The 14,818-nt window shown below is 66.8% G+C and carries 14 protein-coding genes and 1 tRNA gene; 8 read left to right on the top strand and 7 right to left on the bottom strand.

Features of this window, described 5'->3' with window-relative positions; all coding sequences use genetic code 11:
• Nucleotide 1: 1 nt before the first annotated feature.
• Nucleotides 2–805, bottom strand: coding sequence for a mycofactocin-coupled SDR family oxidoreductase (locus tag U0R18_RS20160; RefSeq protein WP_526371765.1), 804 nt, complete (start codon nucleotides 803–805; stop codon nucleotides 2–4).
• On the bottom strand, nucleotides 802–1,632 hold the full coding sequence (locus U0R18_RS20155) for a mycofactocin-coupled SDR family oxidoreductase (RefSeq protein ID WP_526371763.1): 831 nt from the start codon (nucleotides 1,630–1,632) through the stop codon (nucleotides 802–804). The genes U0R18_RS20160 and U0R18_RS20155 overlap by 4 nt, the downstream gene beginning before the upstream one ends.
• Before the next feature lie 76 nt (nucleotides 1,633–1,708).
• Between U0R18_RS20155 and U0R18_RS20150 the strand changes: the two genes are divergently transcribed.
• Entirely contained in the window at nucleotides 1,709–2,284 is a 576-nt protein-coding gene (locus tag U0R18_RS20150) for a TetR/AcrR family transcriptional regulator (RefSeq protein ID WP_526371761.1), read from the top strand.
• 251 nt (nucleotides 2,285–2,535) lie between these two features.
• The gene (locus U0R18_RS20145; RefSeq protein WP_526371759.1) at nucleotides 2,536–3,771 is read left to right on the top strand and encodes an IS256 family transposase; all 1,236 of its coding nucleotides are present in this window, start codon (nucleotides 2,536–2,538) and stop codon (nucleotides 3,769–3,771) included.
• A 158-nt stretch (nucleotides 3,772–3,929) separates the two neighbouring features.
• On the opposite strand, the gene U0R18_RS20140 is transcribed toward U0R18_RS20145, so the two are convergent.
• Nucleotides 3,930–4,244: a thiamine pyrophosphate-dependent enzyme gene (locus U0R18_RS20140; protein WP_526371757.1), complete on the bottom strand. Its 315-nt coding sequence runs from the start codon at nucleotides 4,242–4,244 to the stop codon at nucleotides 3,930–3,932.
• 44 nt (nucleotides 4,245–4,288) lie between these two features.
• Here U0R18_RS20140 and U0R18_RS20135 point away from each other — a divergent pair.
• A protein-coding gene (locus U0R18_RS20135; protein ID WP_526371754.1) for an IS3 family transposase occupies nucleotides 4,289–5,454 on the top strand; the annotation gives its coding sequence in 2 pieces (ribosomal slippage) (nucleotides 4,289–4,573 and nucleotides 4,576–5,454; 1,164 coding nt in all).
• A 581-nt stretch (nucleotides 5,455–6,035) separates the two neighbouring features.
• Here U0R18_RS20135 and U0R18_RS20130 read toward each other — a convergent pair.
• The 4 genes from U0R18_RS20130 to U0R18_RS20115 all read right to left on the bottom strand — a co-directional run bounded on the left by U0R18_RS20130 (nucleotide 6,036) and on the right by U0R18_RS20115 (nucleotide 7,737).
• Nucleotides 6,036–6,107: transfer RNA gene (locus U0R18_RS20130), tRNA-Val, on the bottom strand.
• Nucleotides 6,108–6,236: 129 nt separating this feature from the next.
• Nucleotides 6,237–6,689 (bottom strand): peroxiredoxin, encoded by a 453-nt coding sequence (locus U0R18_RS20125; RefSeq protein ID WP_526371843.1) that lies wholly within the window; start codon nucleotides 6,687–6,689, stop codon nucleotides 6,237–6,239.
• A 2-nt stretch (nucleotides 6,690–6,691) separates the two neighbouring features.
• A complete protein-coding gene (locus U0R18_RS20120; RefSeq protein WP_526371752.1) occupies nucleotides 6,692–7,117 on the bottom strand; it encodes a DUF3052 family protein in 426 nt (141 codons plus the stop codon).
• Nucleotides 7,118–7,173: 56 nt separating this feature from the next.
• Complete coding sequence (locus U0R18_RS20115) at nucleotides 7,174–7,737, bottom strand: Rv2240c family protein (protein ID WP_526371750.1); 564 nt, start codon at nucleotides 7,735–7,737, stop codon at nucleotides 7,174–7,176.
• Between the two features lie 235 nt (nucleotides 7,738–7,972).
• Here U0R18_RS20115 and aceE point away from each other — a divergent pair, with 235 nt between their 5' ends.
• The 5 genes from aceE to kasA all read left to right on the top strand — a co-directional run bounded on the left by aceE (nucleotide 7,973) and on the right by kasA (nucleotide 14,793).
• Nucleotides 7,973–10,771, top strand: a complete 2,799-nt coding sequence (aceE, locus tag U0R18_RS20110; RefSeq protein WP_526371748.1) for a pyruvate dehydrogenase (acetyl-transferring), homodimeric type — start codon at nucleotides 7,973–7,975, stop codon at nucleotides 10,769–10,771.
• 118 nt (nucleotides 10,772–10,889) lie between these two features.
• Nucleotides 10,890–12,086 (top strand): PucR family transcriptional regulator, encoded by a 1,197-nt coding sequence (locus U0R18_RS20105; protein WP_526371746.1) that lies wholly within the window; start codon nucleotides 10,890–10,892, stop codon nucleotides 12,084–12,086.
• Nucleotides 12,087–12,263: 177 nt separating this feature from the next.
• Nucleotides 12,264–13,175 (top strand): ACP S-malonyltransferase, encoded by a 912-nt coding sequence (locus tag U0R18_RS20100; RefSeq protein ID WP_526371841.1) that lies wholly within the window; start codon nucleotides 12,264–12,266, stop codon nucleotides 13,173–13,175.
• Between the two features lie 71 nt (nucleotides 13,176–13,246).
• Nucleotides 13,247–13,546: a meromycolate extension acyl carrier protein AcpM gene (gene acpM, locus U0R18_RS20095; RefSeq protein WP_526371744.1), complete on the top strand. Its 300-nt coding sequence runs from the start codon at nucleotides 13,247–13,249 to the stop codon at nucleotides 13,544–13,546.
• Nucleotides 13,543–14,793, top strand: a complete 1,251-nt coding sequence (kasA, locus tag U0R18_RS20090) for a 3-oxoacyl-ACP synthase KasA (RefSeq protein ID WP_526371742.1) — start codon at nucleotides 13,543–13,545, stop codon at nucleotides 14,791–14,793. Before acpM ends, kasA begins: the two co-directional genes overlap by 4 nt.
• Nucleotides 14,794–14,818: the final 25 nt, after the last annotated feature.

Below are 14,818 nucleotides of genomic sequence, written 5' to 3'. Positions count from 1 at the left end.
TTCATCTGATCGTCACGCCGGCGTCGACCTTGAACTCCAGCCCGGTGACATACCGGGCCTCATCGGAGATCAGGAACAGCACCGCGTTGCTGATATCGACGGCCTCGGCCATCACGATGGGCAGCGCGTTCTGGAAGATCGGACCGAGATCGGCCCGCTTGTCATGCAGCAAGGTGTGCAGCGTCGCCGGCTGCATGCCGGTCGGCACCCCCGTCGGGTGCACGGTGTTCACCCGGATGTTCACCGCGGCAAGCTCATTGGCCAGCGCCTTGCTCATCCCGACCACACCGTGCTTGGACGCCGTATACGGGGTGTGCAGTGGCGAACCCTTGATGCCGGCCGCCGAACTGACGTTGACCAGGCTGCCGCCGCGCTCCATCAGGTGCGGGATGGCGGCCCGGCAGGTGTTCCAGGCGCCGATCAGGTTGACGTCGACGACGGTGCGCCACTGCTCGGCGGTGGTGGTGTCCCAGGTGCCACCGGTCAGCACCCCGGCGTTGGCTACCGACGCATCGATGCCACCCAGCTGGGCGACACCGTCGTCCACCGCAGCCGTCAGCGCCTCCAGGTCCCGCACATCGACCACATGGGTGACGGCGCGACGGCCCTGCGCTTCGACCAGGCGTGCTGTTTCGGCGAGCTCGTCGGTGGTGGCCAAGGGATATTCGACGGCGGGAAGCGATTCACAGATGTCGATCAGGATCACGTCGGCGCCCTCTTGCGCCAGCCGCACGGCGTGGCTGCGGCCCATGCCGCGGGCTGCCCCGGTGATGAGAACCTTCTTGCCCTCGACGCGCCCGCTCACAGCTTGTTGCAGAAGCCGGCGTCGACGGGGAACGTCACCCCGGTGACGTATTTGGCGGCGTCGGACACCAGGTAGGCGATGGCGGCGCTGATGTCCTCGGGTTCCAGCATGCCCACCGGCATCGGGTTCTGCAGGTGCGGCCCCCCGTCGGGGTAGGCCTCCAGGAACGCGGTCATCTGTGGGTTGGTGGCCATCATGGTGTTGACCGCGGTCGGGTGCACGGTGTTGACCCGGATGCTATGGGGCGCAAGGGCATTAGCCAAAGTGCGCATCAGCCCGACAATCCCGTGCTTGGACGCCGCGTAGCCCAGACCGCCGCCCTGCATTCCGCCGAACCCTTTGAGCCCGGCAGTCGAACTGGTGAACACGATCGCCCCACCCCGACCGCCGGCGATCAGGTGCGGGATCGCGGCCTTGGTGGTGTGGAACGACCCGACCAGATTGACATCGATGACGGCGGTCCACATGTCGAGGTCTTCCTCGATGCTGACCTCACGGAAGGCTGTCGGTGCGATACCCGCATTGGCGCACACGATGTCGAGTCGCCCGAACTGCTCCACCCCGGCATCCACTGCGGACGTCAGCGCGTAGAAATCCCGGACATCCGCGACGCTGCCGAGCATCTTGCCGCCCGCCGCCTCGACCAGAGACACCGTTTCGTCGAGCTCGTCACGGGATGCCATCGGGTAACCGTTGGCGGCGATGTCCGCGCAGATGTCGACCCCGATGATGTTCGCGCCCTCGCTCGCCAGCCTGACCGCGTGGCTGCGGCCCTGCCCCCGGGCCACCCCGGTAATGAAGGCGACCCTGCCGTCCAGAGAACCCATCCGTTTCCTCGCTTCGTAGTGCTGTAACCGTGTTATACCGCTAGAGTAACGACGTTACACACAGGAAGGCAAGGGGATGAGCGAAGCCGCGGCGGCGGACTCCGAAAGCGACCGACTGCTCGACGTCGTCGTCGACATCCTCGAAACCGAGGGCTACGACGCCGTCCAGCTCCGCGAGGTCGCCCGCCGCGCGCGCACGTCACTGGCCACGATCTACAAGCGCTATCCCACCCGCGACGACCTGATCCTCGGCGCACTCGAGTATTGGTCGCGGGAGCATCGCTACGCGGATCTACCCACCGCGGCCCCCGAAGCGTCGCTCTACGAAGCGCTGATGCACCTCTTTCGCACCATCTTCGAGCCCTGGGAAAGCCATCCCGCAATGCTGGCGGCCTACTACCGGGTGCGCTCTTCTCCGAACGGGCAGAAGCTCTTTCGATTCGGCCTCGACGTAGTCGAACCGGCCGGCAGGGAGATCTTCGCCGGCGTCGACGACGAATTCGTCGCCGACTTCAGCGACATCATCTCCAGCGTCATCTACGGGCTCCTCGGTCGCTATTCCACCGGGGAGATCGCCGTGACCGACATCCTGCCTATCCTCGACCGAACCGTCCACCGGCTGACCCGCGGATATGGGCCGGGGCTTGCGTGACGCCACCAACACGTGCGCCGAGAGCGACATGTCGCGCCAACCGGTTGGGCAGAAGTAGCTCTGAACGCGGTACTGGTCGGCGGTCTGCGACGCGTGACGACGGTGCCGAGGGGTAAGTCCCCTGGCGTGGTGGGGTTTCGGGAGCTGGGGCCGACGGGACCGGGTGTGTCGTTGCCGGTGTTGGGGTGGGCCATCGCGTAGTGGTCAGTGAGTTACCTACCAAGTGACTCAACAGGAAGACACACCACGCGATGACCCAGGATCATTCTGCCCTGCTCGCCCAGCTCGATGCCCTCAAGTCCGCCGATGCCGGGGCGGTGTTCGCCGAGTTGATCCGCGCCGGGCTGCAGGCGCTGATCGAGGCCGAGGCCACCGAGGCCATCGGCGCCGGCCGCTACCAACGCACCGACGGGCGCGGCACCCACCGCAACGGGCATCGCCCCAAGACCGTGTCGACGACCTCGGGTGATGTCGAGGTGCAGATCCCCAAGCTGCGGGCCGGGTCGTTCTTCCCGTCGCTGTTGGAGCGGCGCCGCCGGATCGACAAGGCGCTGCATGCGGCGATCATGGAGGCCTACGTGCACGGGGTGTCCACCCGAAGCGTCGATGACCTCGTGGGCGCGATGGGCGTCGAAACGGGGGTGTCCAAATCCGAAGTCTCGCGGATCTGCGCCGGCCTGGACAAGGAGATCGAGGCGTTCCGGACCCGCAGCCTTTCCCACACGACGTTCCCGTACGTGTTCTGCGACGCCACGTTCTGCAAGGTCCGCGTCGGGGCCCACGTCGTGTCCCAGGCCCTGGTGGTTGCCACCGGGGTGTCGATCGAGGGCACCCGCGAGGTGCTGGGAACCGCGGTCGGGGACAGTGAGTCCTTCGAGTTCTGGCGTGAGTTCCTGGCCTCGTTGAAGGCCCGGGGTTTGTCCGGGGTGCATCTGGTGATCTCCGATGCCCACGCGGGCTTGAAAGCCGCGGTGGCTCAACAGTTCACCGGGTCCTCGTGGCAGCGCTGCCGGGTGCATTTCATGCGCAACCTGCACACCGCGGTCTCGGCCAAGCACGCCCCGGCGGTGACCGCGGCGGTCAAGACGATCTTCGCCCACACCGACCCCGCCGAGGTCGCCGGCCAGTGGGACCGCGTCGCCGACACCCTCGCCAGCTCGTTCCCGAAGGTCGCGACCATGATGGCCGACGCCAAGACCGACGTGCTGGCGTTCACCGCGTTCCCCAAGGCGCACTGGCAGAAGATCTGGTCGAACAACCCCATCGAGCGGCTCAACAAGGAGATCAAACGCCGCGCCGATGTCGTGGAGATCTTCCCCAACCCCGCAGCGTTCCTGCGGCTGGCGACTGCGGTGGTCATCGAATCCCACGACGAATGGCAGGTCACCCGCCGCTATCTCTCCGATGTCTCCATGGATGAACTACGCGCCGTCATCGCCGCCAAACACGCCAGCGCAGCACTGGACAAACAACACCAAATCACCTAGCTTCAACAAGACTCGTTGATCACGATGCATGAACCACGCCAGATCCGAAGTCCACCAAGTCACGGGACGCTATCGTGCCGAGCGGGTAGCCCGCGTCGATCGACTCCGCCGCGGTGTCAGAATGTCGCCATTATCAGCCATCGGCAAGGTCCTTCTGGTTAGTGCTTGTTTCGGGCCGGATCGGTGACTTCGTAGGTGGGCGCAAACATTGACAATCGAGCCTGCAGGACGACAACGTTCGGTCCGTTCGCAGTCCAGGATCGGCGAAGCACCTCGCTCAAATTGTCGGGAGTCGCGCGGTAGGCAGGTATCGAAAAGGCCTGGGCGACCGCGCAGAAGTCGGGTCGGGATAGTTCGGTAGCGGTTGCTTTGCCGAACGCGGCAGTCATGTATTCGCGCAGTATGCCGTAGCCACCGTCGTAGATGATGAGCCAGGTGACTGGGAGAGGGTCTGCTGCACGGATAGGTGACATCTGAGTTGGCTTGCCCGTGTTGGGCGGGCTGGAAGGATGTCCCCATGGCAAGGCCTTATCCCCGCGAGTTCCGCGACGACGTCGTGCGTGTGGCCCGCAACCGCGAAGACGGGGTGACGATCGAGCAGATCGCCACCGACTTCGGTGTCCACCCGATGACGCTGCACAAGTGGCTGCGCCAGGCCAACATCGACGAGGGCGCCAAACCCGGCAAGACCACCGGTGAGTCCGGTGAGCTGCGGGATGCACGGCGCCGGATCAGGTTGTTGGAGCAGGAGAACGAGGTCCTGCGGCGGGCCGCGGCGTATCTGTCGCAGGCCAATCTGCCGGGAAAAGGCTCTACCCGCTCGTGAAAGAGCTCGCCGCCGACGGGATCCCCGTCGCGGTGACGTGCCGGGTGCTCAAGCTCGCTCGCCAACCGTATTACCGCTGGCTGGCCCAGCCGGTCACCGACGCCGAACTCGTCGAGGCCTACCGCGCCAACGCCTTGTTCGACGCCCACCGCGACGACCCGGAGTTCGGCTACCGCTTCCTGGTCGACGAAGCCGACGACGCCGGTCAGCCGATGGCACAGCGCACGGCATGGCGGATCTGCTCGGACAACGGGTGGTGGAGTGCGTTCGGGAAGCGCAAGCGCGGTAAGAACGGGAAGACCGGTCCACCGGTGCACGATGATCTGGTCGGCCGGGACTTCACTGCTGATGCACCAAACCGGTTGTGGCTCAGCGATATCACCGAGCATCACACCGGTGAGGGAAAGCTGTACCTGTGTGCGATCAAGGACGTGTTCTCCAATCGCATCGTCGGCTACAGCATCGACGCCCGGATGAAGTCCCGGCTGGCCACCACAGCGTTGGCCAGTGCGGTGGCCCGTCGTGGTGAGGTCGCCGGGTGCATACTGCATTCAGATCGCGGATCTCAGTTCAGGTCAAGGAAATTCGTGCACGCACTGGGCCGCTACGAGATGGTCGGGTCGATGGGCCGCGTCGGCGCGGCGGGCGACAACGCCGCCATGGAGAGCTTCTTTTCCCTGCTGCAGAAGAACGTCCTGGATCGCCGCCGCTGGGACACCCGAGAGCAGCTCCGCATTGCGATCGTCACCTGGATCGAACGCACCTACCACCGCCGCCGGCGCCAAGCCGGTCTCGGCCGGTTGACGCCCGTCGAATTCGAAGCCATCATGACCACACCGGCCAGTCAGGCCGCGTGACCGAAACTGTCACCTGATCGTGCAGCAGACCCAGATGATGTTGGTGGGCCACCGCGAGTTCGGCGATCGAATAGCTGTCACGGCGATCGAACGAACAAATCAAAAGACCACCGACGCGACGCGCCGGTGGTCCCATAACTGGCAATCCAGGCGGTCCCATCACCCTGGCAAAAATCAGGTCACACTGGTCCCATCCTTATGGCAGGCGACACGGCGAACCCTTGTTCAGCAAACGCCTCCAATGGTCCGATACGGCAGCGCAGGAAGTATGCGTAAACCGCTATGGGACATTCTCGGGACACCTATGACCTAGACCAACTGCCCGCGACCACCCGTGAACTGCGCAAACACCGCCGAAGCGAGGGGTCTCAAACCCCAGAACACTGGTGTGCCGAACCAGCGCTCACCGTTGAACGGTGTCCCGATAAGTCTCATCCGTGCACGTCAGCGGCTCTGCGTCTCGCCCAGAGCCTCAGCCAACACCCTCGTAGCGACACGTCGGGGGACATTCCGGGGACACGGGACATAAATAGCGCGCGCCCAGCAAGCCTAAATATGGCTCTGAACAGCGGTTATACCCGTGGGCGCGAAAGGGTTCGAACCTTCGACCGCTGGTGTGTAAAACCAGAGCTCTACCACTGAGCTACACGCCCGTGCCGGTGCAGGTTACCCGCTCGCGCCGCCCGCGTTCAAAAGCCGCCGACGCCGCAGTCGTCGAAGGTGCACCCATAGCCAAACGACGGGCCCGGAAATGCACACCCCTGCACGCTCGCCAAGAAATCTCAGACCGACGCCAGGGCTGCGAGCCACACCGACTGATCCCGGGCCTCGCCGGGCTGCTTGCACTCGGCGAACCGGATGACACCGTCACGATCGACCAGGAACGTGCCGCGATTGGCGATCCCGGAATCGGCGTTGAACACCCCGTAGTCCTGGGCCACCGCGCCGTGCGGCCAGAAGTCCGACAGCACCGGGAACAGGAAGCCGCTCTGGGTCGCCCAGATCTTGTGGGTGGGCGGCGGCCCGACCGAGATGGCCAGCACCGCCGTGTGGTCATTGTCGAACTCGGGCAGATGGTCGCGCACGTAGTCGAGTTCGCCCTGACAGATCCCGGTGAACGCCAGCGGGAAGAACACCAGCAGCACGTTGCGGGCACCCCGGAAACCCGAGAGCGTGACGGGCTGATTGTTCTGGTCCTTGAGCGTGAAGTCCGGGGCCTGGGAACCAACGTCCAGGCTCAATGCCGTCCTGCCGCCTTCGACTTCGGCTGCACCAACCGGCTGGCACCCCAGCTGCCCAGATTGGCCGACGAGGTCTGCATCAGGCCGGCGGTGGGCGCCGACTCGGCTATCTCGGCCGGCTGCACATGGCCGGGCTTGCCGGTCTTGGGGGTCAGCACCCAGATGACGCCGTCATCGGCCAACGGGGTGATGGCGTCCATCAGCGCATCGACCAGGTCGCCGTCGTCGTCGCGCCACCACAGCAGCACCACGTCGATCACCTCATCGGCGTCCTCGTCGAGCAGCTCGCCACCGCACGCGTCCTCGATGTCGGCGCGGATGTCGTCATCGGTGTCGGTATCCCACCCCAACTCCTGCACTACCTGACCCTGTTCGATGCCCAACCTCTGGGCGTAGTTCGAGGCGCCGTCCGCCGCGACCACCGTTGACCTCCTTGACGCCTGTTGAGCACTGCCGATCGAGCTAATGGTCGCACAAGTCAGTACGTGGCGTCGCACAGATCCAATGCATGTGAGCGCGCGTCGTTCAGCTTGTCGACGGCATCGTTGAACTGACCCGGCGGAACCCGCCCGGTGACGGCGTCGGCCGTCGCGCGCGCGGCGTCGATCCAGGCGGACAGCGCATCGTGAATCGCTTGCGGCACAGTGTCATTCAAGTCGGCGAGCACGCTGTCGGCGCTATGGTGCAGGGCATCGGCGGCCGGTCCCTCGGCGGCCACGGGATCACCCTGGCCGTTGACGGCGTCGACATAGACGTTGACGGTGTCCACCGCGTCGGCGCTGGTGGTGCTCAGCGTCTCGCAGGCGGTGTGGATCGCCTCGGTGGTCAGCGTGGCCTGCCGCTCGGACTCCTTCATGCTCGAGGTGGCCGCCGATTCGGAGACCGACACCGCGACCGAGGACCGGTAGGCGGGCGCCTCGGCACCGTCCACGCGGCCGCTGCCCCCGGTGACCGTGGTGCAGGCGACCACCGAACCCATGACGATGACCGCCGCGCCACCCAGCATCAGGGCCCCACGCCGGTACGGTCGTCCGCTCAGCACAGGCGCAGACGTTACCGGTTCGGCCAGTCCCCGAACATCTCAACCGACTCCGCCGGGTCTCTTGCTCGCGGAACCACACCGCTCGCCGAACCCGGCGAAATCGACCCCGCCGGGTCTCTTGCTCGCGGAACCACACCGCTCGCCGAACCCGGCGAACCCGGCACCGCAGTCCGACCGCCACGGGACGCCGGAGTGGCGTTAGATGGAGGGACACCACATCCCAAGAGGAGCGAAGTTGACCACCGAGTTCGTGCGCCAAGACCTGGCTCAAAACTCCGGCACCACAGCCGAACCGGATCGCGTACGGGTGATCCGCGAGGGTGTCGCGTCCTATCTGCCCGACATCGACCCCGACGAGACCGGGGAATGGCTCGAGAGTTTCGACGATCTGCTGGCCCGGTCCGGGCCGGGCCGGGCCCGCTACCTGATGCTGCGACTGCTCGAGCGGGCCGGCGAACAACGCGTCGCCATCCCCGCACTCACCTCCACCGACTACGTCAACACCATTCCCACCGAGCTGGAACCATGGTTCCCCGGCGACGAAGAGGTCGAGCGGCGCTACCGCCGCTGGATGCGCTGGAACGCCGCCATCATGGTGCACCGCGCGCAACGCCCCGGCGTCGGCGTCGGCGGCCACATCTCCACCTACGCCTCGTCGGCGTCGCTCTACGAGGTCGGCTTCAACCACTTCTTCCGCGGCAAGCAGCATCCCGGCGGCGGCGACCAGATCTTCATCCAGGGCCACGCCTCCCCCGGCATCTACGCGCGCGCCTTCCTGGAGGGCCGGCTCACCGCCGACAAGCTCGATGGCTTCCGCCAGGAGCACAGCCATCCCGGCGGCGGCATCCCGTCCTATCCGCACCCGCGGTTGATGCCCGACTTCTGGGAATTCCCCACGGTGTCGATGGGCCTGGGCCCGATGAACGCCATCTACCAGGCGCGGTTCAACCACTATCTGCACGACCGCGGCATCAAGGACACCTCCGACCAGCACGTCTGGGCGTTCCTCGGCGACGGCGAGTGCGACGAGCCGGAGAGCCGCGGCCTGGCGCACATGGCCGCGCTCGAAGGGCTGGACAACCTGACCTTCGTGATCAACTGCAACCTGCAGCGCCTCGACGGCCCGGTGCGCGGCAACGGCAAGATCATCCAGGAACTCGAGTCGTTCTTCCGCGGCGCCGGCTGGAACGTCATCAAGGTCATCTGGGGCCGCGGCTGGGATGCGCTGTTCCACGCCGACCGCGACGGCGCGTTGGTGAACCTGATGAACACCACGCCCGACGGCGACTTCCAGACCTATCGGGCCAACGACGGCGGCTACATCCGGGACAACTTCTTCGCCCGCGACCCGCGCACCAAGGCGCTGGTGGAGAACTTCTCCGACGCCGACATCTGGAACCTGCGCCGCGGCGGCCACGACTACCGCAAGATCTACGCCGCGTTCCGGGCCGCCGTCGAGCACAAGGGCCAGCCCACGGTGATCCTGGCCCACACCATCAAGGGCTACCACGTCGGAAAGCACTTCGAGGGCCGCAACGCGACCCATCAGATGAAGAAGCTGACCATCGAGGACCTCAAGGCGTTCCGCGACGTCTGCAGTGTGCCGATCCCCGACGCCAAGCTCGACGAGGATCCCTACCTGCCGCCGTACTACCACCCGGGCCCGGAGGCCCCCGAGATCCGCTACATGCTGGACCGCCGGCGGGCCCTGGGCGGCTTCCTTCCCGAGCGGCGCACCAAGACCAAACCGTTGCCGCTGCCGGCCCGCGACGCCTACAAGGCGCTCAAGAAGGGGTCCGGCGCCCAAGAGGTCGCCACCACCATGGCGACCGTGCGCACGTTCAAGGAACTGTTGCGGGACAAGAACATCGGGCCCCGACTGGTGCCGATCATCCCCGACGAGGCGCGCACCTTCGGGATGGACTCGTGGTTCCCGAGCCTGAAGATCTACAACCGCAACGGTCAGCTGTACACGGCCGTGGACGCCGAGTTGATGCTGGCCTACCGGGAGAGCGAGGCCGGACAGATCCTGCACGAGGGCATCAACGAAGCAGGTTCCACCGCGTCGTTCACCGCCGTCGGCACGTCCTACTCGACGCACAACGAGCCGATGATCCCGATCTACATCTTCTATTCGATGTTCGGGTTCCAGCGCACCGGCGACGGATTCTGGGCCGCCGCCGACCAGATGGCCCGCGGCTTCGTCCTGGGCGCCACGGCCGGGCGCACCACGCTGACCGGCGAGGGTCTGCAGCACGCCGACGGGCATTCGCTGCTGCTGGCGTCCACGAATCCCGCTGTGGTGGCCTACGATCCGGCGTTCGCCTACGAGATCGTCTACATCATCGAGGACGGTCTGCGGCGGATGTATGGGGAGAATCCGGAGAACGTCTACTACTACATGACGATCTACAACGAGCCGTACACGCAGCCCGCCGAACCGGAGCACTTCGACCCCGAGGGCCTGCTGCGCGGCATCTACCGGTACCGGGCCGCCACCGAGAAGCGTTCCAGCGTCGCGCAGATCCTGACCTCGGGCGTCGCGATGCCCGAGGCGCTGCGCGCTGCCGACCTGCTGGCCGAGCACTGGGACGTCGCCGCCGACGTGTGGTCGGTGACCAGTTGGGGCGAACTCAACCGCGACGGCGTCAACGTGGAGAAGGAACTGCTGCGCCATCCGGAGCGGCACGGCGAGGACGCGCCCGTCGCGTACGTCACCAAGGCGCTGCAGAACACCAGCGGCCCGGCGGTGGCGGTCAGCGACTGGATGCGGGCGGTGCCCGAGCTGATCCGGCCGTGGGTGCCCAACACCTACGTCACGCTGGGGGCCGACGGGTTCGGCTTCTCCGACACCCGCCCGGCGGCCCGGCGGTATTTCAACGTGGATGCCGAGTCGGTGGTGGTCGCGGTGCTCGAAGCACTCGCCCGCGACGGCGAGATCGACCCGTCGGTGGCGGTGGCGGCCGCCAAGCAGTATCGGATCGACGACGTGCTGGCCGCCGGCGTCTCCTACAAGGACACCGGCAGCGCCTGACGCACCCGCCGAGAATTGGGTTCTGAACACGTTTCCCCAGGAAGCGGCGTCAGAAATCCAATTCTCGGCGCCTCGTCGAATGTGGATTTCCACCAAAGAACTCGCGTAGCGTTTAGGGATGGTCGACAACCCGTTCGCGTCACCGCGTCCGCCGTTGGCGTTGTTGGCGAACGTGCCCGACTCGTTGCGGCGCCGCGTCAAGCAGTACAGCGGCCGGCTGGCCACCGACGCGGTGCAGGCGATGGCCGAGCGGCTGCCGTTCTTCGCCCAGCTCGAGGCGTCCCAGCGGGCCAGCGTGCAGCTGGTGGTCCAGACCGCCGTGGTGAACTTCGCCGAGTGGTTGCAGGATCCCGAGAGCAACGTCGGCTACACCGCCGAGGCGTTCGCGCTGGTGCCCCAGGACCTCACCCGCCGGATCGCCCTGCGCCAGACCGTCGACATGGTGCGGGTCTCGATGGAGTTCTTCGAAGAGGTCGTGCCGATGCTGGCCCGCAACGACGAGCAGGCCACCATCCTGACGGTGGGCATCCTGCGCTACAGCCGAAACCTGGCGTTCGCGGCGGCCAAGGCCTACGCCGACGCCGCCGAGGCCCGCGGCGCCTGGGACAGCCGGATGGAGTCGAGCGTCGTGGACGCCGTGGTCCGCGGTGACACCGGCCCCGAACTGCTGTCCCGGGCCGCCGCGCTGAACTGGGACACCACCGCGCCGGCCACCGTCATCGTCGGGACCCCGCCGGCCGAGCGGGCCGAACTGGCCAGTGAGGACATCCGCGACGTCGCCGCACGGCACGGCCGGGCCGCGCTGACCGACGTGCACGGCACCCAATTGGTGGCCATCGTGTCCGGCCACTTGGCGGCCACCGACAAGTTCCTGCCGGATCTGCTGGGCGCGTTCTCGGCCGGACCGGTGGTGATCGGCCCGACGGCCCCGTCCCTGACCGCGGCGTACCACAGTGCCGCAGAGGCGATCTCGGGGATGAACGCCGTCACCGGCTGGCCCGGTGCGCCGCGCCCGGTGGCCGCCCGCGAACTGCTGCCGGAACGCGCCCTGATGGGCGACCAGTCGGCCGTCGCGGCGCTGCACAACGACGTCATCCGGCCGCTGGCCGACGCCGGACCGGCACTGACGGAGACGTTGGACGCCTACCTGGATTCCGGCGGCGCCATCGAGGCGTGCGCGCGGAAGTTGTTCGTTCATCCAAATACCGTCCGGTACCGCCTCAAGCGCATCACCGACTTCACCGGGCGCGATCCCACGATGCCGCGGGACGCGTACGTGCTGCGGATTGCGACGAGCGTCGGCCGACTTGGATGAGAATTCGTGCCGCGCGTCGGTGTGTGAGATGTTGCATATCCATATCGGTGGCGTCGCATCACCGTGCAGTTTTGTGGGACATCTACAAAAACATAAGGGAAGGTTCATAATCTCTCACACCGGGTAAATCGCCGTTCACAGTGTTCTCTTAAAGACGTGCCTTCAACGACACCCCAGATTGCGCTGTGCGCACCCGGCCAGGGTTCGCAGACGCCCGGAATGCTGGCCGAGTGGCTGACACTCCCCGGCGCAGCCGACCAGCTCGCGACCTGGTCGTCGATCAGCGGACTGGACCTGGCCCGGCTGGGCACCACCGCCGAGGCCGACGAGATCACCGACACCGCCGTCACGCAGCCCCTGGTGGTCGCCGCGACGCTGCTGGCCCACCGCGAGCTACGCAACCGCGGCCTGCTCGCGAACGCCAAGATCATCGTGGCAGGGCACTCGGTGGGTGAGATCGCCGCCTATGCCATCGCCGGTGTCATCTCCCCCGACGACGCCATCGCGCTGGCCGCCACCCGCGGCGCGGAGATGGCCAAGGCCTGCGCCGTCGAACCGACCGGGATGTCGGCCGTCCTCGGCGGTGACGAGCAGGAAGTGCTGGCGGCCCTGCGGGATCTGGACCTGGTCCCCGCCAACCGCAACGCCGCGGGACAGATCGTCGCCGCGGGCCGCGTCGAGGCACTGGCCAAGCTGGCCGAGAATCCGCCGGAGAAGGCTCGCGTGCGCCAACTGGCCACCGCCGGTGCCTTCCACACCCAGTTCATGGCGCCCGCCAGCGACGGGTACGCGGCGGCCGCCGCGAACGTCGCCACCGCCGAGCCCGCCGCCGGCGTGACGCTGCTGAGTAATGCCGACGGTCAGCCCGTCGCCTCGGCCGCCGACGCGATGGCCAAGCTGGTCGCCCAGATGACCCGCCCGGTGCGCTGGGACCTGTGCAACGCCACCATCCGCGACCGAGAAGTTTCCGCAGTTGTCGAGTTCCCGCCGGCCGGCGCACTGGTCGGCATCGCCAAACGCGAGCTCAAGGGCACCCCGACGCATGCCATCAAGACCCCCACCGATCTGGACGGGCTCGCCGAGCTCTAGTCCTGCTGTACCCAACAAGCAGCTCACAACCGTCAGCTGTGGTCAAAGAGAAGAAATAGAAGGAGCCCACTGTGGCCAACACGCCAGAGCAGGATCGCATCATCGCCGGCATCGCCGAGATCATCGAAGAGGTCACCGGTATCGAGCCGTCCGAGGTCACGATGGAGAAGTCCTTCGTCGACGACCTGGACATCGACTCGCTGTCGATGGTCGAGATCGCGGTGCAGACCGAGGACAAGTACGGCGTGAAGATCCCCGACGAGGACCTCGCCGGCCTGCGCACCGTCGGTGACGTTGTCACCTACATCCAGAAGCTCGAGGAAGAGAACCCCGAGGCCGCCGCCGCGCTGCGCGAGAAGTTCGGCCAGTGACCAGGCCTTCCACTGCCAACGGCGGGTTCCCGTCCGTCGTCGTGACGGCGGTCGAGGCCACCACGGCTCTGGCCGCTGACGCCGAGAGCACGTGGAAGGGCCTGCTGGCCGGCGAGAGCGGCATCCGCGAGCTGACCGATGACTACATCACCAAATGGGACCTGCCGGTCCGCATCGGCGGTCACCTGGTGGAGAACATCGAGGAGCAACTGACCCGGGTCGAGCTGCGCCGCATGTCGTACGTGCAGCGCATGTCGAAGGTGCTGTCGGGCCGGCTCTGGGAGACCGCGGGCAAGCCCGAGGTCGACCCGGACCGGTTCGCGGTGGTCATCGGCACGGGCCTCGGCGGTGGCGAGAAGATCGTCGAGACCTATGACGCGATGAACGAGGGCGGGCCCCGCAAGGTGTCCCCGCTCGCCGTTCAGATGATCATGCCGAACGGTGCGGCTGCGGTCGCCGGCCTGGAACTGGGCGCCCGCGCCGGGGTCATCACCCCGGTGTCGGCGTGCTCGTCCGGGTCGGAGGCCATCGCCCACGCATGGCGGCAGATCGTCATGGGTGACGCCGACTTCGTGGTCTGCGGTGGTGTCGAGGGCATGATCGAGGCGCTGCCGATCGCGGCGTTCTCGATGATGCGCGCGATGTCGACCCGCAACGACGACCCGGCCGGTGCCTCGCGTCCGTTCGACAAGGACCGTGACGGCTTCGTGTTCGGTGAGGCCGGCGCCCTGATGATCATCGAGACCGAGGAGCATGCCAAGGCCCGCGGCGCCACGCCGCTGGCCCGGTTGATGGGTGCGGGTATCACGTCGGACGCCTACCACATGGTGGCGCCGGCACCCGACGGTCTGCGGGCCGGTCAGGCGATGAAGCGGGCGATGGAGACGGCGGGCCTGACCGCCGCGGACATCGACCACGTCAACGCCCACGGCACCGCCACGCCGATCGGTGACACCGCCGAGGCCAACGCGATCCGGGTCGCCGGTTGCGACAAGGCGGCGGTCTACGCTCCGAAGTCGGCGCTGGGGCACTCGATCGGCGCGGTCGGAGCACTGGAGTCGGTGCTCACCGTCCTCGCCCTGCGTGACGGCGTCATCCCGCCGACACTCAACTACGAGACGCCCGATCCGGAGATCGAGCTCGACGTGGTCGCGGGAGAACCGCGTTACGGCGAGTACAACTACGCGATCAACAACTCATTCGGGTTCGGCGGCCACAACGTCGCACTCGCATTCGGAAAGTACTGATTCGGGGGGGAAGGATCCGGCCGCA

It is taken from the genome of Mycobacterium sp., from assembly GCF_046330795.1.
Lineage (GTDB): Bacteria > Actinomycetota > Actinomycetes > Mycobacteriales > Mycobacteriaceae > Mycobacterium.
The sequence above is the reverse complement of the archived record's forward strand: the minus strand, read 5'-3'. Positions and strand labels throughout refer to the sequence as shown.